Raw genomic sequence first — 23,388 nt, 5'->3', positions numbered from 1 at the left:
TATATATTTAGCCCCGGCAAGAACCCGGCAAATAATTAGTTGGCATCGGTGTAGTAGTTGCAGGGCCACAAATCCAACTATGCACAATTACCCCAACATCAGAATTAGCAATCGCTCTGATTGTAGTTCCAGTGTTAGTGTAAGGTGTCAACATAATCGACACGTTTCGAGCGTCAGTTGGCAGATCGGGCGCTGCTGAGGTGGTTACAGTGATAACACCATTCGCATCAGTCGCGATTGAGGCAACATACTTAGTATCATTAGTTGCAGTTTCACAGCCCCACTCGCCAACTCCAGGTAAAGTTGTTCCAGTAGAACTTTGAATGCTTTCCGTAATGCTAGTACGACAAGAAGATGCCGCTAACACGACCTCAGAAATCTTCGCTCTTACCGTGTAATTTTGATATGCCGGCAAAGCGATCGCAGCCAAAATGCCAATGATCGCCACCACGATCATCAATTCAATCAGGGTGAATCCCTTCTGTTTAGTCAACATTATTGTGTCTCCATACATTATTAGATATTCCCGCCCCCATGCTTGAAGCGCACAATGTTCCCGATCGCAAAAACCGTTGAACACCGCAGGAGAAGAAGCTGAAGTCCAGCCGCTCATTATTGTTTTTCCGGCCGACCGCTCCGGACAGGGGAATTGTAGTCACCAGATTAAGCACACAAGCGGGATACCGCGCCGGATGGAGAATTTCGGCGCAGTTATCTTCGCAATTCGCGAATAGCGAGAAAGAAGCAAAAAAGAAGAGGAAAGAAGCGATCCGGAAAGGGAGCTTAACTGCCGGAAATATACAGCAGCCTACTAGCTAAAACAGCAGAAAAGGCGGAACCAGGAAGATAAATTTCTCAGAAAAATTGAAGTTAATTATTTTCCACATCATACAAATAGCACTGAGAGACAAACCATAGTGAGAAGCCAACCTAAGATATACACTCGAAAACCAAGCCAAAGCAGACAGAACAAAAAAAGGCTCCGCCAATTATGGCGGAGCCTTTTGTATACCTTTGACTCAGGATCAATTAAGCCAAGCCTACATTCGCCTTAGTCGCGACAGGTAGCCGGCAGGTATTTAACGTCCAGGGCAGAAGCGTCCTGCGGACCACACAGCCAAGCGCGAACCGGGACTGCAGTGCCGCGAACGAAATCAGCAGCAACAGATGCGGTAGTCGCACCAGCGTTAGAGAACGGGCGCAGCTCAACAACCTGAGTATTTACGGCAGGATCAATACCCTGAACAGTTACCTGCACGATGCCCGCCGCAGTAGTATTGATCACGTTAACGTACTGGGAAACCGGGGTTACACCCTCGCCACAGCCAAAGTCGTCGCCGGTCGGCGCTGCTGCCAGACCAGTCTGGGAAACCTCAGAAATAGTAGTACGGCAAGAGCTAGCAGCCAAAACCACTTCTGACATCTTCGCGCGGATGGTGTAATCCTGGTAAGCCGGTAGTGCCACCGCAGCCAGAATACCGATGATCGCAACAACGATCATCAATTCAATAAGAGTAAAACCCTGTTGTTTTTTCATTCTATTTGTCTCCGTCCAGACAGTTATTGTTCGGGACCCCCCCGAGGAGTAGTCGCAGGAAACAATACAAGCTTCGTGCCAACTTACGCAAGCCCGAAATCAACAACTTGCGAACCTTTTCTTAAGAATTTTATTTCCTTGTACGCATTAACTTTCCGCCAATTAGCAGTTGCTGACATTTTTTGTCACCTCGTGAGAAAAATTTTCCTACTCAAAAATTAACCAACCCCTTAACGTTGGCGTACGTAAAGCCATCCGCTATAGTCCTTTTGTTACCTATAGGAAGTAGGCCCCTCGTAATGCGCGGCGCAGAATAAAATGTAGACGCACGTACAATAACCAGCTCTTAACCGAGCGTATAAGCTTTAAGCGTACAAATAATGAGCATTATTATCAGTGGCCTTGCCAAGAAGCTGGTGGCCGACCAGATCATCGACGAACCTACCGCTCAGGAAGCTATTAAGGCGGCCCGGCGGGACGGCCACACCTTCGCGCAACATGCCGTCGAGGCAAAGCTGGTCAAATCCTCGGAACTAGCCTCGCTCGCTGCAACATCGTTTGGCAGCCCACTCTATGACCTGAGCGCCTATAACTTCGATCTACTCCCCAAGGATCTGGTAGATTCCAAGCTTATCGTCAAGCATTTCGCGCTGCCTTTATATAAGCGTGGCAACCGTCTTTTCGTGGCGGTGGCAGATCCCACCAACCTCTCTGGCCTGGATGAAATCAAGTTCAATACCGGCCTCACCACAGAGGCAATTCTGGTTGAGGCAGACAAGCTCTCCAAGGCCATCGATAACTACCTGAACAACAGCGACGACATCGGCGGCGGACTGGAAGGGTTGGACGATGAGGATCTGGATTCATTAGATGTAGAATCCGGACAGGAAAAGCCAAATGATAACGACGATGCCGGCGGCGATGAAGCCCCGGTTGTACGTTTTGTGAACAAGGTTCTACTGGATGCGATTCGCACCGGCGCCTCCGATATCCACTTTGAGCCTTACGAAAAAACCTACCGGGTACGGCTGCGGACCGATGGCGTACTGCATGAGATTGCCAAGCCACCAATCCAGCTGGCCGGCCGCCTTTCAGCGCGATTGAAGGTGATGTCCAAGATGGACATTTCAGAGCGACGCGTTCCGCAGGACGGCCGCATAAAAATGAAGCTGTCCAAGAACAAGGCCATCGACTTTCGGGTCAACTCCCTGCCCACCCTGTGGGGAGAAAAGATCGTACTGCGTATCCTGGACCCGTCTTCCGCCAAGCTGGGCATCGATGCGCTCGGATACGAGGAAGACCAGAAGAAACTCTACCTGGATGCGCTGGCACAACCTCAGGGCATGATTCTCGTAACGGGCCCCACCGGTTCCGGTAAAACCGTATCTCTGTATACCGGCCTGAATATCCTCAATACGCCGGAGACCAATATTTCCACCGCGGAAGATCCGGTGGAAATCAACCTTGAAGGGGTCAACCAGGTCAACGTAAACAACAAGGTAGGCCTGACCTTCGCCGAAGCACTGCGCTCCTTCCTCCGTCAGGACCCGGACATAGTCATGGTGGGTGAGATCCGGGATCTGGAAACGGCAGAGATTGCCATCAAAGCCGCCCAGACCGGTCATTTGGTACTCTCTACACTGCACACCAATTCCGCGCCCGAAACCCTGACCCGACTGTTGAATATGGGTGTGCCCACATTCAACGTGGCAACCTCCGTCAGCCTGATTATTGCCCAGCGCCTCGCGAGACGCCTCTGTAAAGAATGCAAGAAACCGGCAGATATTCCCGAGGAAATATTGAAGGACGAAGGGTTCGATGCAGTGAACATCCCTCGCAGTGACTGGCAGATCTATGAGCCGGTGGGTTGCGAGCATTGCTCCCGCGGCTACAAGGGCCGGGTGGGCGTGTATGAAGTGGTTCGCATCACCGACGAGATCTCCCGTATTATCATGGAAGGCGGCAACTCCATTGAGATTGCCGACAAGGCCAAAGAACAAGGCTTCAATAACCTGCGAATTTCTGCTCTGCGCAAGGTCGCCATGGGTATTATCAGCCTCGAAGAAGCCAACCGTGTTACCAAGGACTAAATAAATGGCAAATACTCCAACGGCAAGTATCACGTTCCTGTTCAAGGGTCTGGATGCAAAGGGCAATAAGGTCGAGGGTGAAATCAACGGCACCAGCCCTGCTCTGGTCAAGGCCCAGTTGCGCAAGCAGGGCATTATTGCCAATAACGTTCGCAAGAAGCCCAAGCCCTTATTTGGAGCATCAAAAAAAGTTACACCGGCAGATATCGCCCTATTCACCCGGCAGATGGCCACCATGATGAAGGCCGGTGTACCGCTGGTACAAAGCTTCGATATCGTGGCCGATGGCCTCGATAATGAGGGTGTGCGCGAACTTGTGAACAAGGTCAAACTGGATGTGGCATCCGGTACTTCCTTCGCCGAATCCCTGCGCAAGCACCCGCTACACTTCGACAGCCTGTTCTGTAACCTGGTGGCTTCCGGTGAGCAGTCCGGCGCACTGGAAACCATGCTGGACCGCATTGCCACCTACAAGGAAAAAACGGAACAACTCAAGGCCAAGATCAAGAAAGCCATGACCTATCCGATTGCGGTCATCGTGGTGGCAATTGTGGTGACAGCAATTTTGCTCGTAAAGGTAGTGCCCCAGTTCGCAGAGACTTTCTCCAGTTTCGGTGCAGACCTGCCAGCCTTCACTCTTTTAGTCGTCGGGATGTCCGAATGGATGCAAGCCAACTGGTTCTACCTCCTTATTGCAACTTTGTTAACGATGGGCGGCCTGATTGAGGCCAAGAAGCGTAGCAAAAAAGTTCAGGAAATTTTCGACAAACTAGCACTGCGCATGCCGATTTTTGGAGATATTACTTACAATTCCATTTCCGCACGTTTTGCCCGCACCCTGTCCACCACCTTTGCTGCCGGTGTACCTCTGATCGATGCGCTGAAATCCGTCGCCGGCGCTACCGGTAACGTGGTCTATGAAGAAGCCACCATGCAGATCCGGGATTCCGTGGCCACCGGTATCCCCCTAAACGCCGCGATTCGTAGCACAGGCCTGTTTCCAAGTATGCTAATCCAGATGGCAGCAATTGGTGAGGAGTCCGGTGCGCTGGACGATATGCTGGCCAAGTGTGCTGACTTCTATGAAGAAGCTGTCGATAACGCAGTCGACAACCTCACCGCGCTCATGGAACCCATGATTATGGCGGTTCTAGGTATTTTGATTGGCGGCCTGATGATCGCCATGTACCTGCCGATCTTCCAGCTGGGTCAGGTCGTCTAAAGAGACTTTTAAGAAACAGCCTTAAGAATAAGAAGATATGTTAGAAACGCTGTTTGCGAACAAGGCGCTGCTTTTAGGCAGCGCTTTTGTTTTAGGGCTGCTGGTTGGCAGCTTCCTGAATGTAGTTATCTACCGCTTACCACTAATGATGGAGCGGGAGTTCAAGCTGGGCTATCACGAGCATTTTGATCTGCCATTATGCAAAGCAGACAAGGCGGATCTTGAAGCCCCATTCAACCTGGTGCTACCCCATTCCCACTGCCCCAAGTGCGAGGCGGAGATCAAGCCCTGGCACAACATCCCGCTGATCAGCTACCTGATGCTGGGCGGAAAATGCGGTAACTGTGGCACCCGAATTTCTGCACGCTACCCGGGTGTGGAACTGATCACTGGCCTCTTGACCGCGTTCGTGGTGTGGCACTTCGGCCCTACCTGGCAGGCTGCCGGCGCCATCCTGTTTACCTGGGCACTGGTAGCGCTCACCGGCATTGACTTTGACCACCACCTTTTACCGGACGACATCACCCTGCCATTGCTGTGGACCGGGTTGCTGTTCAATATCTTCGGTGTGTTCACGTCGCTGCAGGACGCTGTGATCGGTGCGATCGCAGGTTACCTCGCGCTTTGGTCCGTGTACCACCTGTTCAAACTCATCACCGGCAAGGAAGGCATGGGCGCGGGAGATTTCAAGATCCTTGCCGCTATCGGTGCCTGGCTTGGCTGGCAGATCCTGCCGCTGGTGATCATCCTGTCCGCCGGCGTTGGTGCCGTAGTGGGTATCACCTGGACGTTGATTGCCGGACGCGACAAGAACCTGCCGATTGCCTTCGGCCCGTTCCTGGCCGGTGCGGGCTGGATTGCGATGCTGTGGGGCACAGAGATCTGGGACTGGTATATGGCCGTCTCCGGCCTGGGCCAGTAAGCCCCCGTGTTTATCGTCGGCCTGACAGGCGGTATCGGCAGCGGCAAGTCCGCCGCTGCCGGCTACTTCCAGGAGCATAGCATTACTGTGGTCGATGCGGACCAGATGGCCCGCGTGGTGGTAGAGCCCGGCAGGCCTGCCCTCACCAAGATCGCAGACTATTTCGGCCCTGAGGCGATTGCGGAAAGCGGAGAGCTGGACCGGGCCTGGTTGCGCGAGCAGGTGTTCACAGACCCGTCAAAACGTGAATGGCTGGAAGCATTGCTGCACCCGCTGATCCGCGAGGAAACCATCGCACGCCTGCAGAGCGCCACCAGCGCCTACGCCATTCTGGAAACCCCGCTGCTGTTTGAAACCGAACAGCACGAGCTGACTAACCGCAACTGCGTGGTCGATGTGCCGGAGGATGTGCAACTCGCCCGCGCGACTGCGCGCGATAAAAACAATGAACAGCAAATCCGGGCCATCATGGCCGCGCAGATGCCGCGTGAGAAGCGCCTTGAGCGTGCCGATGATGTGATCGATAACAGCGGCACCCTCCAATCCCTACAGGCGCAGGTGGGCAAACTCCATCTCGAATACCTGGCGCTGGCTGCACGCCAATAGGCCGCTTTAAGCCACCTTTTGGATCGCAGGGCCGATTCGATTAAAATGCGCCTAGTGTCTACGCAGACCAACTCAAAGATTTATTTAAGGAATGTGTTGTGAAAAAGCCGGCAAAGGTGAACTGCCCGATCTGCAAGAAAGCGACCGAGTTTTCTCCGGAGAATCCGCACCGGCCGTTCTGCTCTGAGCGCTGCAAGTTGATTGATCTGGGTGACTGGGCTAGCGAGAGCCATAGAATAGAAGGCTCGCCGGTCTTTGATGACGTGATGAGTGAAGATCTCGATAACCCCACTCATCATTGAATACTAACTCAGGGCCTTTCTAACAGCCTCTACTATCGGCGTATTCGCGTCCGGGAACTGGTAATCACCCAGTTCCTCCACACTCACCCAACGCACTTCCTGCCCCTCCGCACCATGCGGCTCGCCGGCAAAATCGTGCACCCACCAGACATCCAGTAGTACGACCTTTTCGCCATAGTCGTGCTCCACCACGATCAGCGGTGCGGAGGCTCTCACTTCGATGGACAGCTCTTCCAGCAGCTCGCGCGCCAGCGCACCTTGCACATCTTCTTCATCATCCAGCTTGCCGCCGGGAAATTCCCAGCGGCCGCCCATATGCAAATGATTGTGACGCTTGGAAATCAGGATGCGGTTGTCACGGTCGATAATGACTCCAACCGCAACATGCACTTTCGGTAACGGATTGATAATTTTTACGGTCACTTCAATTTATTCCCGTCAGGTACGGTATTCCGCGTTGATGGTGACGTAATCATGAGAAAGGTCGCAGGTCCACAGCACTTCATCCGCATTACCGCGACCGAGCTCTACCCGGATCGTAAACGCTGCCTTATCCACCACAGCCTGCCCCGCCTCTTCGGTATAGCTGGCGGCGCGGCCGCCATGCTCGACAATCTGCACATCATCCAGATAGACGCTGACGCGTACTGGATCCAGGTCTGCAATGCCGGCATTGCCAATGGCAGCCACCAAGCGGCCCCAGTTCGGGTCTGATGCGTAGAGCGCTGTCTTTACAAGCGGTGAGACGGCGAGCGCACGACCGACTGCCAGAGACTCATCAGACGAAGTACCCCCGCGGATATCCAGAGTGACAAATTTGGACGCGCCCTCACCATCTTTGACAATGGCCTGTGCCAGCTCGCGGTGTACGTCGATTACCGCCGCTTCCAAATCGGCATAACCCTGGTCGCCTGCATCGGTAAACTCCGGCAAGCCAGCCTTACCAGTCGCGATCAACACGCAAGCGTCGTTGGTGGAAGTATCTCCGTCCACTGAGATACGATTGAAAGACGCGTTGACGGCCCTGCGTACCAGCGCCTGCAGCAGCTCCTGCGCAACCGGCGCATCGGTAGCAATGTAAGCGAGCATGGTGGCCATATCCGGGTGGATCATGCCGGAGCCCTTGGACATACCGCTGACGGTTACCGTGACACCATCAATCTCTACCTGGCGGCTCGCCAACTTGTGTACCGTGTCCGTGGTCATGATCGCACGCGCGGCCGGCTCCCAATCACCACTGAATTTGGCAGATGCCTGCGGGATTGCTTCCAGGATTTTTTCCATCGGCAGGTATTCACCGATAACGCCGGTGCTGAACGGCAGCACCTGTTCTGCCTGTACATCAAGCACCTCCGCCACCTTGGCACAGCTGGCTTTGGCGTCGGCCAGGCCGCGCTCGCCGGTACAGGCATTGGCATTGCCGGCGTTGATGATCAGTGCCCGCGCTGGGCCCGCAGCCAGGTGCTCCTTGGCAATCGTGACCGGTGCCGCACAGAAACGATTCTGGGTGAAGGTAGCGGCGACGGTCGCGCCCTCGCAGATGTTGACCAGCACCAGGTCGTCCCTGTCCCACTGTTTGATGCGCGCCGGGTAGGCCGCCAACTCAACTCCCTCTACCGCTGCCGGCTGTATTTTCTGGTCAGTCATTCTTGTGAATTCCTTTTACTTCTAATTTCCATACACATTAAAAAAGGGGCCTGAGGCCCCTTTTCAAAATCTACCAGCCTCACGCAGCGCCGAGCTTACCGTGACACTGCTTGTATTTCTTGCCGGAACCGCAGGGGCAGGGATCGTTACGGCCAACCTTGGGGCCACGTGTCTGTGGCGTCTGCGGTTTGGGCGCGCCACCCACCTCGGCATTCTCCTGCTCCAGCGCGGATGCCGCTGCGTGTTGCAGCTCCATCTGCTGGCGCTTGGCTGCCTCGATGCGGCGCGCTTCCATCTCTTCCATTTGCTCGCGAGTCATCGGCTCCACATGCGCCATCACGCGTACCACCTCATGCTTGAGGCTGTCCAGCATGGACTCGAACAGGTGGAAAGACTCGCGCTTGTATTCCTGTTTCGGGTTCTTGTTCGCGTAAGCACGCAGACCAATACCGGCACGCAGGTGATCCATGCTGGAAAGGTGTTCCTTCCACAGCTGGTCCAGTACCTGCAGCATCACCTGGCGCTCCACGGAAGCCATCAGTTTCTCGTCGCCGGTGTTTTCCGCAATGCGCTTGAGCTTCGCGTCGTAGGCTTCCTGTGCGGAGTCCACGATCTTCTTGCGCAGGTTCTCTTCGTGCAGGTTACGGTCTTCGTCCAGCCACTTCTGGATCGGCAGTTCGAGGCCCAGCTCACCAGCCAGCTGCTGCTCGAGGCCCGCGATATTCCACTGCTCCTCGATACTCTGCGGTGGGATATAACCATCGATAATGCTGTTGACCACATCCTCGCGGATACCGGTGATGGCATCGCTGATATTGTCCGCATCCAGCAGCTCATTGCGCTGCTGGTAGATCACCTGACGCTGGTCATTGGCAACGTCATCGTACTCCAGTAGCTGCTTGCGGATATCGAAGTTACGGCCTTCCACCTTGCGCTGTGCTTTTTCGATGGCATTGGAAACCATGCGGTGCTCGATAGCCTCGCCCTTTTCCATACCCAGCATCTTCATGAAGTTCTTCACCCGGTCGGAGGCGAAGATACGCATCAGGTTGTCTTCCAGCGACAGGTAGAAACGGGTCATGCCCGGGTCGCCCTGACGGCCGGCGCGGCCACGCAGCTGGTTGTCGATACGGCGGGATTCGTGACGCTCGGTACCGATGATGTGCAGGCCACCGGCCTCGATCACGGTGTCGTGGCGCTTCTGCCAGTCTTCCTTGATCTTGGCGATCTGCGCTTCGGTCGGGTTTTCCAGTGCCTCGACTTCCGCCTCCCAGTTACCACCCAGGACAATATCGGTACCACGACCCGCCATGTTGGTGGCGATGGTCACGGTACCCGGACGGCCCGCCTGGGCGATGATATGCGCTTCCTTCTCGTGGAACTTGGCGTTCAGTACCTGGTGCTGGATCTTCGCCTTCTGCAGGCGACGGGACATCTCTTCAGAAGTCTCGATGGACGCGGTACCCACCAGGATCGGTGCGTTCTTCTCGCGGCAGTATTTGATGTCCTCGACGATCGCATCCATCTTCTCCTCTTTGGTGAGGTAGACGAGGTCGTTGAGGTCCTGGCGCGCGATCTCCTTGTTAGTGGGGATCACCACTACGTCCAGGCTGTAAATCTGGTGGAATTCAAAGGCTTCGGTATCTGCAGTACCGGTCATGCCCGCCAGTTTCGGGTAGTAGCGGAACAGGTTCTGGAAAGTAGTGGAAGCCAGGGTCTGGCTCTCGCTCTGGATCTGCACGCCCTCTTTCGCTTCCAGCGCCTGGTGCAGGCCCTCGGAAAGGCGGCGGCCCGGCATGGTCCGGCCGGTATGCTCGTCGATCAGCACCACCTGGCCGTCCTGCACGATGTAATCCACATCGTTGCGGAACAGGTTGTGCGCGCGCAGTGCGGACTGCACGTGGTGCAGCAGGCCCAGGTTGTTCGGTGCGTACAGGCTTTCACCTTCGCGCAGGGCACCACTGCTGGTCAGCAGGTCTTCCACCCTCTGGTGGCCTTCTTCGGTCAGCTCCACCTGACGGGTTTTCTCGTCCACGGTGAAGTCGCCTTCGCCACCCTCGGCCGCACGCTGCAACTGTGGAATCAGCGTGTTGATGTGCATGTACATCTTGGACGAATCTTCGGCCTGGCCGGAGATGATCAGCGGGGTACGGGCCTCATCGATCAGGATGGAGTCCACCTCATCCACGATGGCGAAGTTGTGCGGGCGCTGTACGCGGTCATCGAGGCGCAGCACCATGTTGTCGCGCAGGTAGTCGAAGCCGAATTCGTTGTTGGTGCCGTAGGTAATGTCGGCCTCGTAGGCGGACTTCTTCTGCAGCGGATCCTGCATGGACACCACGATGCCAACGCTCAGGCCCAGGAATTCATAGACCGGGCGCATCCAGTTGGCGTCACGACTGGCCAGGTAATCGTTCACGGTTACGATGTGAACACCCTTGCCGGTGATGGCGTTCAGGTAGGCCGGCAGTGTCGCCACCAGGGTCTTACCTTCACCGGTGCGCATCTCGGCGATGCGGCCTTCGTGCAGGGTGATGCCACCGATCATCTGTACGTCAAAGTGGCGCAGGCCCAGGGTCCGCTTGCCCGATTCACGCACGGCGGCAAAGGCTTCCGGCAGCAGCGCATCCAGGGATTCACCCTTCTCGTGACGCTCGCGGAATTCCGCGGTCTTGGCCTTGAGGGCCGCGTCGTCCAGCGCCGAATAGGACTCTTCCAGCTCGTTGATACGCTTGACGATGCGCCGCATGCGCTTGATTTCACGGTCGTTCTTGGAGCCGAAGACCGCACGGAAGACTTTGCCAATCATTCTTATAAAACCACTTTATTGATAGCAGCGCAGTAGGCCTGCGCCGGAGGATGCAAGTAAACAGTAAGGCGCGCTGAGTCGCAAGTTGGGGAGGGAATTCAGCGCCCGGTGCGGCGGATATAGGTTGCCGGGTTTACCGGGCGGCCGTTCTTGTAGACCTCGAAGTGCACGTGCGGGCCGGTCGAGCGACCGCTGGAACCCATCAGGGCGACGGTTTCGCCCTTCTTCACAATGTCGCCAAGCTTCACTTTCAGCTGGGAATTGTGGCCGTAGCGTGTTTTGTAACCGTTGCCGTGGTTGATTTCGACCATCTGGCCGTAGCCGTAACGGTTGTCAGCCCAGGTCACCACGCCGGCAGCAACCGCCACCACGTCGGCACCCTTCTTGCCGGCGAAATCCACACCACCGTGCCAGGCGCGGTTGCCATTGAACGGGTCGGTGCGATAACCATAGCGGGAGGACATCCAGCCCTTCTTGATCGGGCGCCCGGCCAGGAACATGTCGTCATCCAGCTTGCGCCGGGACATCAGGGCTTCCAGGGTATCGAGCTGCGACTGGCGATCGTCGATCTGGTGCGCGAGGCCATTGAGGACACTCACGAACTCCGGCGGCTGGTACGGCAGCTCGCCCACTTCGGCGATTGCGTCAGGGCCACCCATGGCCGGCATGGTGCCGAACTGGAATTCGCCCTTGTCGAGCTTGGCGATGGAAACCAGTCGCTCACCCAGGGCATCGAGACGGGTCAGGCGTGCCTGCATCTCACCCAGTTTCAGGGTCAGTGCGGTCAGCTGTTCTTTGGCTTCCTGCTCGGCATCGGCCACGTCCGACTGCTGCTTGCGCAGGGCCTTGTGCCAGGCATTCGTGGTACGGGCATCAAACAGGTCAGTTTCCTGCGCGGGCAGGTTAGCCCCCAGCAGGAACGCGCCCACGGGTAAACCGAGCACGCACAGACCCACCAGCGCCTTGCTCCAGGTGCCGAGGTTGAATGTACGAGACTTGGCTTCGCGGCCACTTAATACGATGACTTTCATCGGGCGTTCACTGCTCTGACGGCAGCGCTGACCTCTGCTGAAGTTATCTTTATATTTGCGAAAGCCCGGGGAAATCCCCCTGGTGCTCCCACCCCTGTCAAATCGGTTACCGATTGCCTTTTATATGGCACCGGGTTCAACCGAAATCAATACCCCAAAAATGAAAAAAGGCCGGCAGTGAGCTGCCAGCCTTGTTTTCTTACACCGCCAAAATTGGCTTCACGTAGGAAATGGGCGCCTCTTCTTCTGTGTCGAAGGTCACCATTTCCCAGGCGTCTTCCTGTGCCATCAGCTGGCGCAGGGATTTGTTGTTCAGTGCATGGCCAGACTTGTAGGCCTGGAACTCGCCGATCAGGCTGGTACCCAGCAGGTACAGGTCGCCGATGGCGTCGAGAATCTTGTGCTTGACGAATTCGTCTTCGTAGCGGAGGCCGCCCTCGTTGAGGATGCGGTACTGGTCCACCACGATGGCGTTGTCAACGCTGCCACCCTGTACCAGGCCCTTGGAGCGCAGGTACTCGATCTCGTGCATAAAGCCGAAGGTACGGGCGCGGCTCACTTCTTTGACGAAGGAGGTGCTGGAGAAGTCCACGGAGGAACTCAGGTTGCGGCCCTGGAATACCGGGTGGTCGAAATCAATGGTAAAGGAAACCTTGAAACCGTCGAACGGCAGGAAGCTGACCTTCTTGTCGCCGTCTTCGATGGTCACCGGCTTCTTGATGCGCAGGTAGCGCTTCGGTGCAGCCTGCTCCTGGATACCAGCAGACTGGATAAGGAATACAAACGGACCGGCACTGCCGTCCATGATCGGCACTTCCGGGGAAGTCAGCTCGACGACTGCGTTATCGATACCGAGGCCCGCCATTGCGGACAGCAGGTGCTCAACGGTAGATACGCGCACGTCACCCTTTACCAGGGTGGTGTTGAGCATGGTGTCGCCGACGTTTTCCGCCTTGGCTTCAATCTCGACCACCGGGTCCAGATCTACACGACGGAACACAATACCGGAGTTAACCGGTGCAGGCTTGAGCGTAAGAACAACTTTCTGGCCAGTGTGCAGACCAACACCGGTCGCCCGAATGGCATTCTTCAATGTACGCTGTTTAATCATTTGCGGTTCGAATTCCACTAATAATGGGGTCGCTAAGCTGTACCCGAGTCCGAATCAAGCCGGCAATAATAGCAGAGTTGGCGCGAAATAACCAATATGGTGATTTCAGTCGCGACCTGTCAGTTTCCCTTAATGTCGCGCTCCAGCTCACGGTAGTTAAAGCCTGCCGCCTTCTTAAACATAGCCCAAAGGCAATTTATGCGCCCATTATGTGATCGGGTTATTGCTCGTACCGCTTTCCGTTCACCTCCTGATTACTCCTAAACCCGCTGGTCGGGGTGGCGCAATTGCCACCCCTCCCCCGAGCCGCCCATCCTTGGGCGAGAGCATAAATAAAACAAACCGCCTCTTGCTGGCCTTAATCGGCTTGGCGGCGCAGGAAAGCCGGAATATCGAGATATTCCATATCCGGCTCCGCGCCACCCAGCGGGTTTTGCTGGCTTGTAACCGGCTGGCGTCGATCAGTTACTGGCTGGCGCTCAGGCGCCTGTTGACGCGCAGCAGTCTGGTCGTGTGCGTCACGGCTCGGACGCGCCGGCGCACGGGTGTTGTCCACAACCTTCTGCGGACGCGCCGGTGCTGCGGCAACCACTTCACCGAGACCGGTAGCAACCACGGTTACGCGCAGCTCTTCACCCAAAGACTCGTCCACCGCGGTACCCACCACGACAGTCGCCTCAGGAGATGCGAATTCACCCACCAGGTCACCGACCTCGGAGAATTCACCCAGACCCAACTCGCAGCCTTCTGCGGTGCCGGTAATGATGTTGACCAGGATACCGCGGGCACCCTCGAGGTTGATGTTGTCGAGCAGCGGGCTGCGTACCGCCTTCTCTGCGGCAACGCGTGCGCGGTCTTCGCCGGTAGCGGAACCGGTGCCCATCATTGCCATGCCCATCTCGGACATCACGGTGCGTACGTCCGCGAAGTCCACGTTGATGATGCCCGGGCGGATGATCAGATCGGCCACGCCCTGTACTGCACCCAGCAATACGTTGTTGGCTTCCTGGAACGCAGCCTTCAGTGAGACCTTGTTGCCCAGCACTTCTATGAGGCGCTCGTTGGGGATGGTGATCAGGGAATCCACTGCACCCTGCAGTTCACGCATACCCTCATCGGCCACGGCCGCGCGCTTTTTGCCTTCGAATACAAACGGGCGGGTCACCACTGCCACGGTGAGAATACCCAGCTCGCGCGCGATTTCCGCGACGATCGGCGCAGCACCGGTACCGGTACCGCCGCCCATGCCGGCAGTAATAAAGACCATGTCCGCACCGGACAGAACCTCGGCGATGCGCTCACGATCCTCAAGTGCAGCCTGACGACCCACTTCAGGATTGGCGCCCGCGCCGAGACCCTTGGTAATTTCGTTCCCCAGTTGCAGGATGGTGCAGTTCTCAACGCGATTGAGCGCCTGCGCATCGGTGTTGGCGCAGATGAAATCCACACCCTCAACCTGGCTGACGATCATGTGCTGCACGGCGTTACCGCCGCCACCACCAACGCCAACCACCTTGATAACTGCATTTTCTGGAATGCTATCAACCAATTCGAACATTTCTGTTCCCCTTTTTTATGCTCTTATTTCCAATTTAAAAACAAAACAACCAAACAACTTGAACCTTATCCCGGAGCAATCAGAGATTGCCCTGGAACCAGTGCTTCACCTTGTCCCACCACTGGTTTTCATTTTTCTTGACCGGCTTGCTGACCATGCCGCCCTCTTCCTTTTCCCTGGCGTACTGCAGAAGGCCCACGCCCGTGGAGTAAATGGAGTTGGTGACGATATCGGTCAGACCGGAGACACCCTGCGGCGTTGCCAGACGTACCGGCATATGGAAAATTTCCTCTGCCAGTTCCACCACCCCTTCCATCTTGGAAGATCCACCGGTGATCACCACGCCCGCCGCACACAAGTCTTCGAAACCGCTGCGACGCAGCTCCGCCTGCACCAGCGTAAACAGCTCGTCGTAACGAGGCTCCACCACGTCCGCCAGTGCCTGGCGGGACAGGTCGCGCGGTGCACGATCACCCACACCCGGCACCTTGATGGTTTCGCCTTCGCGCGCGAGCTTTGCCAGCGCACAGGCATATTTGATCTTCAGGTCTTCCGCATGCGGCGTAGGCGTGCGCAGCGCCATGGCGATATCATTGGTGACCTGGTCGCCGGCAATCGGGATCACACCGGTATGACGGATAGCGCCGCCGGTAAAGATCGCAATGTCCGTAGTACCACCACCGATATCCACCATGCACACGCCCAGCTCTTTCTCGTCGTCGGTGAGTACCGCATAGCTCGACGCCAGCTGCTCCAGGATGATGTCTTCCACTTCCAGGCCGCAGCGGCGAATACATTTCTCGATATTCTGCGCCGCATTGACTGCGCAGGTGACCAGGTGCACTTTGGCTTCCAGGCGCACACCAGACATACCCAGCGGCTCCTTCACGCCTTCCTGTTCATCGATCAGGTATTCCTGCGGGATGGTGTGCAGGATTTTCTGGTCCGCCGGAATGGCGACGGCCCGCGCCGCATCGATTACGCGCTCCAGGTCCTGCGGCGCCACCTCGCGATCCTTGATCGCGACAATGCCGTGGGAATTCATGCTGCGAATATGGCTACCGGCAATACCGGCATATACCGAGTGGATCTGGCATCCCGCCATCAACTCGGCCTCTTCCACCGCGCGCTGGATCGACTGCACGGTGGATTCAATATTGACCACCACGCCTTTCTTCATACCCGAGGAACGGTGCGAACCAATGCCGACAATTTCAAGCTCCCCCGTCGGTGAAACCTCACCCACGATGGCCACGACCTTGGAAGTGCCGATATCCAGCCCCACGATCATTCGATTTTCATTTGCCTGCGCCATTTCATCCACCTCGCTGCACTGACGCGCGCAGCTTTATTGTTGTAATCAATTCTGTTGTTTTATTTTCTGTTCAATCAGCGGCTTTTTATTCGCCTGTTTTTCATCATCGACTCAGCTGTCTTTCCACTGCACCGCCAGTGCGTTGCTGTAGCGCGCATCCACGCCCGCCACCCGGTCCAGGTATGGCGCCAGCAAGCCCTTGCTCAGCGCCAGAAAGCGCTCCACTTTCTGCAGCAGCTCGCCAGTACCCAGTACCATGCGCACGCCGGACTTCATCTCCAGCAACCAGCCTGCGTTTTCCAGCTGCAGGCTTGCGATGCTCATGCCGCTGCCCTGCAACAATGCATTCAGGTCGCGGTAGCGCTCCATCACTTCCCGCACCGACTCTTCCGGTCCCGACAGCAGCGGCAAGGCCTTGCTGGCTAACCCCTGCGGCCGCTGCAGGATCTTGCCACTCGCCACCAGCATCCTGTCTTTACCCCAGTAGGCCAGCGGCTGCTCTTCCGTAATCTCGATCCAGATGCCCTGTGGCCAGCGCCGGCCGACAGCGGCCTGGCGAATCCAGCCTTCGGCTTCCAGCACTTCTTTCACGCCCTTGACATCGAGGCTGAAAAACCCCGGCGCCAGCAGCGGCAGCAACAGTTCCTCTACGCGGGCCTGACTCACCGCGCGGAACTCACCGCGCACTTCCACATTCTTCAGCGCTGTTGCATCCGGCACCTTCGGTACCGGCAGTTGCTGCACTCCCAGCACCGCGCCATATAGCAGGCCAACACCCAGTACACAAACCAGCAGGCCTTTCAGGACAGCCGGCCAAAAGCTCGGCGCATCGGCGTCCGGGCGACGGCTGGCGCCACGCGGGCGTTTTTTCTTGGCCGCCGCCTTCTGTTTTTCCTTCTTTGCCGGCTGCGGCGCCATCAGCCCGCCTCACCGGTTCCGGAAAACAGGGTTTCCGTCAGGCGCCCGGCGAGTGTGCCGACATTGCCGGCGCCCTGGGTCAGCACTATGTCGCCGGGCTCCAGCACGCCCTGCAGTATTTCCGGCACCTCATCCACGTGCTCCACGAAAATCGGATCCTGCTGGCCACGGTTGCGAATGCTGCGCGACAGGGTGCGCCCGTCCGCACCAGGAATCGGGTCCTCGCCCGCGCTGTACACATCCAGCAATACCAGCTTGTCCACCGAGGACAGTACCTGTACAAAATCCTCGAACAGGTCGCGCGTGCGCGTATAGCGATGCGGCTGGTACACCATCACCAGGCGACGTTCCGGCCAGCCATCGCGCACCGCCCTGATGGTCGCTGCCACTTCCCGCGGGTGGTGACCGTAGTCGTCCACCAGCATCACCTTGCTCTCTTCGTTCGCCGGGTCGCTGCCTTCCACCGGGAAATGCCCGTACACCTGGAAGCGGCGCCCCACGCCCTGGAAATTCTCCAGGCCCGCCTTGATTGCCTCGTCGGACACGCCCTCGTCCGTGGCAACGGCAATCGCCGCAGTCGCGTTCAGCACGTTGTGGATCCCGGGTGTGTTCACACAGACTTCCAGCGGTTCCATATCCGGCCTTTCCACCGTGAAGAAACTGCGCATCGGCTCCTGGCGTACGTCGCGAATGCGGAAATCATTTTCTTCGTCAAATCCATAGGTCAGCACCGGGCGCGAAAACCGCGGCAGCACTTCCTGGACATTCTCGTCATCCCCACACACAACCGCGAGGCCGTAGAACGGCAGGTTGTGAATGAAGTCGACAAAAATCTGCTTCACCTTATTAAAGTCGCCGCCATAGGTTTCCATATGGTCGGCATCGATATTGGTGATTACTGTCACCATCGGCTGCAGGTGAATAAACGACGCATCGCTTTCATCCGCTTCCGCGATCAGGTAACGGCTTTCACCCAGCGCCGCATTGGTGCCAGCACTGTTCACCAGGCCGCCGATCACAAATGTCGGGTCACGCTGGTCCGCAGCAAAAATCGACGCAAGCAGACTGGTGGTGGTGGTCTTGCCATGCGTACCCGCTACGGCAATACCGTAGCGATAGCGCATCAGCTCACCGAGCATCTCCGCGCGGCGTACCACCGGGATACGGTTTTCCTTCGCGGCCAGGTATTCCGGGTTGTCCGTGTGGATCGCGGACGAGTTCACCACCACATCCACATCGGCCACATTCTCCGCGCGGTGACCGATGAACACCTCGATGCCCATACCGCGCAGGCGGTCGGTCACGCCGCTCTCTTTCAGGTCCGAACCGGATACCTGGTAACCCTGGTTCTGCAATACTTCGGCGATGCCGCTCATGCCCGCGCCGCCGATACCGATAAAGTGGATACGACGGATGCGGCGCATACCCGGCATCCGGAAGTAATCTTCCCCGGCTACCGCTGCACTGAAAAGCTCTTCGCGTTCGGACATAACTACCTCACTAATTCCTCACAGGCTTCTACCACATCGCCTGTCGCGCCAGTCTTTGCCGCATCTCTCGCCGCTTCTGCCATCTGCAGCAGACGCTGCGGCTGGCCGAACAGCGCTGCCAGTTTTTCAGCCAGCAGTTCTGCAGTCAGGTCTTTCTGCTGTATCACTTCGCCAGCGCCGGCATTTGCCAACCACTCGCCATTTTTTGTCTGGTGGTCGTCGATGGCATAGGGGAACGGGACCATGATTGCCCCGACACCCGCCGCCGCCACTTCCGATACCGTCAGAGCGCCGGCACGACACACCACCAGGTCTGCGCCCGCATAGGCATCCGCCATATCATCGATAAACGGAATCACCCGCGCGGCCACACCCGCTTCTTCATAGGCACGCTGCGCGCTCTCAATCAATTTCGGGCCCGCCTGGTGTACCACCAGCGGCCGTTGCTCAGCAGGCAACTGCGCCAGCGCCTGCGGCAAGGTTTCATTAATTGCCTGTGCGCCCAGGCTACCGCCCAGTACCAGCAGGTAACGGCCCTGCTGGCCACTGCCGACGCGCGCCGCCGGCTCCGGTAACCGTGCGATGTCCTTGCGTACCGGGTTGCCCACTACCGTGGCCCCCTTCAGGTCACACGGAAACGCTGCCATGACCCGGTCTGCGATTTTCGCCAGCAACCGGTTAGTGGTGCCCGCGACTGCATTCTGTTCGTGAATCAGCAGCGGCAGCCCGCACAGTTTCGCCGCCAGCCCACCGGGGCCCGAGGCAAAACCGCCAAAGCCGAGTACCAGGTCCGGCTGCACCGTGCGGATAATCCCGCGCGCCTGCGATAGCGCCTTACTTACCTGCCACGGCGCCTTCAACAGCGCCAGCTTGCCCTTGCCGCGCACGCCCTCCACATCGATACAGTGCAGCGGAATATTTTCCTGCGGCATCAGACGCGACTCGATACCGCGGCGGGTGCCCATCCAGGCGATTTCCGCCCCGGTGTCTTCCAGTGCGCGTGCCACCGCCAGTGCGGGAAACACATGGCCACCGGTACCGCCGGCCATTACCAGTATTTTCTTGCCCTGCAGGCTGCTCATGCGGCCACCTCCTGCAGAGCGTCATCCTTCACTCGGGATTTGCTGCTGTTGGCCGCGCGCTTGCTGGTCCGGAGAACCGGGCCATCCTTCTTGGCGCTAGCCTGTTGCACAGGGCCGCGGGCCAGTTCGTACTGCACACGCAGCACCAGCGCGAACAATGCGCTGCAGACGATCAGGCTACTGCCGCCGAAACTGACAAACGGCAGTGTCAGGCCCTTGGTAGGCAACAGGCCCGATGCCACGCCCATATTGATAAATGCCTGCCCTGCGAACAGCACCGCCACGCCGAACACCACCATCGCGTCAAAAAAGCGCTTGTGCAGGAGCGCTGCGCTTACCAGCTTCAGCATCTGCTGGATCAGCACCACAAACAGCGCGATCACTGCCAGCCCACCGGCAAGACCCCATTCCTCGGAGAGCACTGCAAAAACAAAGTCTGTATGAGCTTCCGGTAGATACAGCAGTTTCTGCACGCTGTTGCCAAGCCCGACGCCGGCCCATTCGCCCTGGCCGAAAGCAATCAGGGACTGGGTCAGCTGGTAACCGCCGGAGAACTTCGCTGCCCACGGATCCATAAAGGTCGACAGGCGCTCCAGTCGATAAGGGCTGGCAATGGCGATTGCCACCAGCGCACCGAGCGCCAGCATCACCAGCACGAAGGTATGCGGCAGGCGCGCGCCGGCGAGGAACACCATCGCCATCACGGTCAGCGAGATCACCACGACCGAGCCGAAGTCCGGCTCCGCCAGCAGCAGCACCGCAACGATGCCCAGCAGCACAAACGGAATCAGGAAGCTGCCCCAGTGGCGGATCTGCGCGTAGCGCCGCGTGAGGAAGCTGGCAAAGAACACGATCACGCAGAACTTCGCCACTTCCGCCGGCTGCACGCTGAACGGTCCCACAGCAATCCAGCGCAGTGCTCCGTTGACGCGGCGCCCGAGGCCCGGCACAAGCACTGCCACCAGCAGCAGGATCGCGAACAGCAACAGCGGCCAGGAAAGGCGTTGCCAGATATCCATCGGGATCATTGCCACTACAGCCATGCCACACAGCGCCAATACCAGGTAAATGCAGTGACGTGTGAGGTAATGCCAGGGATTTCCGTAGGATTCCGCCGCATTACTGATCGAGGCAGAAGCCACCATCACCAGACCGATGCTGATCAGCGCGGCGACGGCCAGCGGCATCAGCCACGGGTTCTTCAGCGGCGCCGTCGGCATCATCGATTTGGAGGAACCGGCATCAGGCATTGGCCACCTCCCCGCTTGCATCGTGCTGCTGCTCCAGCGCTTTCACCAGCGAGCGGAAATGCTCACCACGCACCTCGAAGTTGCGATACTGGTCAAAGCTGGCACAGGCCGGCGACAGCAATACGAAATCACCGGGCTGGGCCACTTCCACGGCTTTTGCCAGCGCCTCGGCCATGTCTTGCACCGCATAACTTTCACAGCTGTTGCCAAACGCCTGTGCGATGACCGGGCCATCCTGGCCGAAGGTGACCAGGGCCCGCAGGGACGGCGCGCCCTCACGCAGCGGTGAGAAGTCCGCGCCCTTGCCGACGCCTCCGGCCAGCAGAACCACATTGTGGTCTTCGCCGAGGCCTTCCACCGCCGCCAGGGTTGCACCGACATTAGTGCCCTTGGAATCGTTTACGAAATACAGGCCGGCAAACTCCGCTACTTTTTCGCACCGGTGCGCCAGTCCGTGGAACACCCGCAGGGTTTCCAGCATCGGCTCTTCTTCCAGGCCGATCATGTCACCGAGGGCAAATGCCGAAAGTGCATTCAATACGTTGTGGCTGCCGACGGTGCCCAGTTCGGTGACCGGCATCAACGCGCGCGGCCCTTTCGCAAGCCACTTTTCGCCGTCGATATCAATAGTGCCGTACTGCTTGAGGTCCGGGTTGCCGCCACCGAAGCTGCGGTACTCCACACCCTGCGCCATCGGCGGCTGTGTCAGTGCGTCGTCGCGATTGACCAGCACCCTGTGCGCACCGCGCACGATACGCAGCTTGGCCTGATGGTATTCAGCCAGGCTGTCATAACGATCCATATGATCCTCGGAAATGTTGAGGATCGTGGCGGCAGTCGCTTCCAGCGAATAGGTGGTTTCCAGCTGGAAACTGGACAGCTCCAGCACCACCGTATCCACACCTTCCAGTGGTAACAGATCCAGCACCGGCACGCCGATATTGCCGCCGATCACCACATTGCGACCGGCCGCTTTGGCCATATCACCCAGCAGGGTAGTAACGGTACTTTTGGCGTTGGAGCCGGTAATAGCCACCAGGTCCAGCGGCATTCCTTTGATGGCACGGGCAAACAGCTCTACATCGCCGATCACCGGCACACCGGCCTCGGCAGCGGCACGGATCTCTGGCGTCTTCACAGATACGCCCGGGCTCACAATCAGTTCTGCTGCGCTTGCCAGCACCTCCGGGTTGAGAGCGCCGGTATGTACTGCGACATCCGGGAAAGCTTCCCGGAATGCGTCCAGCCCCGCCGGCTGCTCGCGAGTATCGAAAACCACGCACGGCAAACCCTCGGCGCGCAGGTAACGCACGGCAGAAACGCCGCTCGCCCCGAGCCCGATTACGACCCGCATCGCGTTGGATGCTATCAAGTCACTGGTTGCCATTTGTTATCTATTTCCAGCCAGTCTTTTTATCTGAGTTTCAGTGTTGCCAGCCCGAACAGGACCAGTACAACGGTGATGATCCAGAAGCGCACGATCACGCGCGGTTCAGGCCACCCTTTCAATTCATAGTGGTGATGCAGCGGCGCCATCCGGAAAATCCGTTTGCCGGTCAGCTTGAAAGAAGCGACCTGCAGAATGACCGACACCGTCTCCAGCACAAATACGCCGCCCATAATGAACAGCACAATTTCATGGCGTACGATCACCGCCATCACCCCGAGCGCCGCACCCAGTGCCAGCGCGCCTACATCCCCCATAAATACCTGTGCGGGATAGGTGTTGAACCACAGGAACCCGAGCCCCGCACCGCCAAGTGCCGCGCAGAACACCACCAGCTCACCGGCCCCCGCGATAAACGGGATATGCAGGTAAGGCGCAAACTGCGCGTTACCCACCAGATAGGCGATAACACCCAGCGCACCGCCAACCAGTACCGTGGGCATGATCGCGAGGCCATCCAGTCCGTCGGTCAGGTTGACCGCGTTACTGGTGCCGACGATGACGAAGTACGTCAGCACGATGTACATGGGGCCCAGATCCAGCGCCACATTTTTGAAGAACGGAATAATCAGCTGCGTTTCCGCGGGCGTGGCCGCGGTCATATACAGGTAGATCGCAGCGCCCAGGCCCGCCACCGATTGCCAGAAATATTTCCAGCGCGCAATCAGGCCGCGTGGGTTCTTCTCCACCACCTTCTTGTAATCATCGACAAAGCCGACCGCACCAAAAATAAAGGTCACCGCCATGGTCACCAGCACATAGCGATTCGACAGGTCCGCCCAGAGCAGCACTGACGCGAAGATCGCAGCCAGAATCAGGGTGCCGCCCATGGTCGGCGTACCCGATTTACTCAGGTGACTCTCGGGGCCGTCATCGCGCACCGCCTGGCCGACCTGCATATGGTTCAGCCAGTAGATCATCTTGGGACCGACGATCAGGGAAATTCCCAGTGCCGTCAGCACTCCCAGAATCGCGCGCACGGTCAGGTACTGGAATACCGAGAAACCACTTACGTACTGCTGTAAATACTCGGCCAGCCAAACCAGCATGA

Annotated in this window: 20 protein-coding genes; 5 read left to right on the top strand and 15 right to left on the bottom strand. The window is 57.7% G+C overall.

Features of this window, described 5'->3' with window-relative positions; translation table 11 throughout:
* Positions 1-7 precede the first annotated feature (7 nt).
* Entirely contained in the window at positions 8-493 is a 486-nt protein-coding gene (locus tag QSJ80_RS04970) for a pilin (RefSeq protein WP_434219171.1), read from the bottom strand.
* A 558-nt stretch (positions 494-1,051) separates the two neighbouring features.
* Entirely contained in the window at positions 1,052-1,537 is a 486-nt protein-coding gene (locus QSJ80_RS04965; RefSeq protein WP_285763220.1) for a pilin, read from the bottom strand.
* 380 nt (positions 1,538-1,917) lie between these two features.
* Here QSJ80_RS04965 and pilB point away from each other — a divergent pair, with 380 nt between their 5' ends.
* The 5 genes from pilB to yacG all read left to right on the top strand — a co-directional run bounded on the left by pilB (position 1,918) and on the right by yacG (position 6,679).
* The gene (gene pilB, locus QSJ80_RS04960) at positions 1,918-3,627 is read left to right on the top strand and encodes a type IV-A pilus assembly ATPase PilB (RefSeq protein WP_285763218.1); all 1,710 of its coding nucleotides are present in this window, start codon (positions 1,918-1,920) and stop codon (positions 3,625-3,627) included.
* Positions 3,628-3,631: 4 nt separating this feature from the next.
* Positions 3,632-4,849 carry a type II secretion system F family protein gene (locus tag QSJ80_RS04955; RefSeq protein ID WP_285763217.1) on the top strand — a complete coding sequence of 406 codons (1,218 nt, stop codon included), beginning with the start codon at positions 3,632-3,634 and terminating at the stop codon, positions 4,847-4,849.
* A gap of 37 nt (positions 4,850-4,886) precedes the next feature.
* On the top strand, positions 4,887-5,771 hold the full coding sequence (locus tag QSJ80_RS04950) for a prepilin peptidase (protein ID WP_285763216.1): 885 nt from the start codon (positions 4,887-4,889) through the stop codon (positions 5,769-5,771).
* A gap of 6 nt (positions 5,772-5,777) precedes the next feature.
* Positions 5,778-6,377 carry a dephospho-CoA kinase gene (gene coaE / locus QSJ80_RS04945; protein WP_285763214.1) on the top strand — a complete coding sequence of 200 codons (600 nt, stop codon included), beginning with the start codon at positions 5,778-5,780 and terminating at the stop codon, positions 6,375-6,377.
* Positions 6,378-6,475: 98 nt separating this feature from the next.
* On the top strand, positions 6,476-6,679 hold the full coding sequence (gene yacG / locus QSJ80_RS04940; RefSeq protein WP_285763213.1) for a DNA gyrase inhibitor YacG: 204 nt from the start codon (positions 6,476-6,478) through the stop codon (positions 6,677-6,679).
* Between the two features lie 3 nt (positions 6,680-6,682).
* On the opposite strand, the gene mutT is transcribed toward yacG, so the two are convergent.
* From mutT to mraY, 13 genes are all read right to left on the bottom strand, one after another.
* Positions 6,683-7,102, bottom strand: a complete 420-nt coding sequence (gene mutT / locus QSJ80_RS04935; RefSeq protein WP_285763212.1) for an 8-oxo-dGTP diphosphatase MutT — start codon at positions 7,100-7,102, stop codon at positions 6,683-6,685.
* 15 nt (positions 7,103-7,117) lie between these two features.
* The gene (gene argJ, locus QSJ80_RS04930) at positions 7,118-8,326 is read right to left on the bottom strand and encodes a bifunctional glutamate N-acetyltransferase/amino-acid acetyltransferase ArgJ (protein WP_285763211.1); all 1,209 of its coding nucleotides are present in this window, start codon (positions 8,324-8,326) and stop codon (positions 7,118-7,120) included.
* Between the two features lie 79 nt (positions 8,327-8,405).
* Entirely contained in the window at positions 8,406-11,135 is a 2,730-nt protein-coding gene (gene secA, locus QSJ80_RS04925) for a preprotein translocase subunit SecA (protein WP_285763210.1), read from the bottom strand.
* 98 nt (positions 11,136-11,233) lie between these two features.
* Positions 11,234-12,166, bottom strand: a complete 933-nt coding sequence (locus QSJ80_RS04920; protein WP_285763209.1) for a M23 family metallopeptidase — start codon at positions 12,164-12,166, stop codon at positions 11,234-11,236.
* 199 nt (positions 12,167-12,365) lie between these two features.
* The gene (gene lpxC, locus QSJ80_RS04915; RefSeq protein ID WP_285763208.1) at positions 12,366-13,277 is read right to left on the bottom strand and encodes a UDP-3-O-acyl-N-acetylglucosamine deacetylase; all 912 of its coding nucleotides are present in this window, start codon (positions 13,275-13,277) and stop codon (positions 12,366-12,368) included.
* Positions 13,278-13,635: 358 nt separating this feature from the next.
* Positions 13,636-14,835 (bottom strand): cell division protein FtsZ, encoded by a 1,200-nt coding sequence (gene ftsZ / locus QSJ80_RS04910; protein ID WP_285763207.1) that lies wholly within the window; start codon positions 14,833-14,835, stop codon positions 13,636-13,638.
* Positions 14,836-14,914: 79 nt separating this feature from the next.
* Positions 14,915-16,150, bottom strand: a complete 1,236-nt coding sequence (gene ftsA, locus QSJ80_RS04905) for a cell division protein FtsA (protein WP_285763206.1) — start codon at positions 16,148-16,150, stop codon at positions 14,915-14,917.
* A 111-nt stretch (positions 16,151-16,261) separates the two neighbouring features.
* Positions 16,262-17,068: a cell division protein FtsQ/DivIB gene (locus QSJ80_RS04900; RefSeq protein ID WP_285763205.1), complete on the bottom strand. Its 807-nt coding sequence runs from the start codon at positions 17,066-17,068 to the stop codon at positions 16,262-16,264.
* Positions 17,068-18,558, bottom strand: a complete 1,491-nt coding sequence (gene murC, locus QSJ80_RS04895; RefSeq protein WP_434219169.1) for a UDP-N-acetylmuramate--L-alanine ligase — start codon at positions 18,556-18,558, stop codon at positions 17,068-17,070. Before murC ends, QSJ80_RS04900 begins: the two co-directional genes overlap by 1 nt.
* A 2-nt stretch (positions 18,559-18,560) precedes the next feature.
* Positions 18,561-19,640, bottom strand: a complete 1,080-nt coding sequence (murG, locus tag QSJ80_RS04890) for an undecaprenyldiphospho-muramoylpentapeptide beta-N-acetylglucosaminyltransferase (RefSeq protein ID WP_285763204.1) — start codon at positions 19,638-19,640, stop codon at positions 18,561-18,563.
* Positions 19,637-20,890: a putative lipid II flippase FtsW gene (ftsW, locus tag QSJ80_RS04885; RefSeq protein ID WP_285763203.1), complete on the bottom strand. Its 1,254-nt coding sequence runs from the start codon at positions 20,888-20,890 to the stop codon at positions 19,637-19,639. The genes murG and ftsW overlap by 4 nt, the downstream gene beginning before the upstream one ends.
* Positions 20,883-22,277, bottom strand: coding sequence for a UDP-N-acetylmuramoyl-L-alanine--D-glutamate ligase (gene murD, locus QSJ80_RS04880; protein WP_285763202.1), 1,395 nt, complete (start codon positions 22,275-22,277; stop codon positions 20,883-20,885). Before murD ends, ftsW begins: the two co-directional genes overlap by 8 nt.
* A gap of 26 nt (positions 22,278-22,303) precedes the next feature.
* Positions 22,304-23,386, bottom strand: a complete 1,083-nt coding sequence (gene mraY / locus QSJ80_RS04875) for a phospho-N-acetylmuramoyl-pentapeptide-transferase (protein ID WP_285763200.1) — start codon at positions 23,384-23,386, stop codon at positions 22,304-22,306.
* Between the last annotated feature and the right edge of the window lie 2 nt (positions 23,387-23,388).

The sequence above is a fragment of the Biformimicrobium ophioploci genome (assembly GCF_030270605.1).
GTDB classification, from domain to species: Bacteria; Pseudomonadota; Gammaproteobacteria; order Pseudomonadales; family Cellvibrionaceae; genus Biformimicrobium; species Biformimicrobium ophioploci.
Note: the sequence above shows the minus strand (reverse complement) of the source record. Positions and strands in the feature narration are given on the sequence as shown.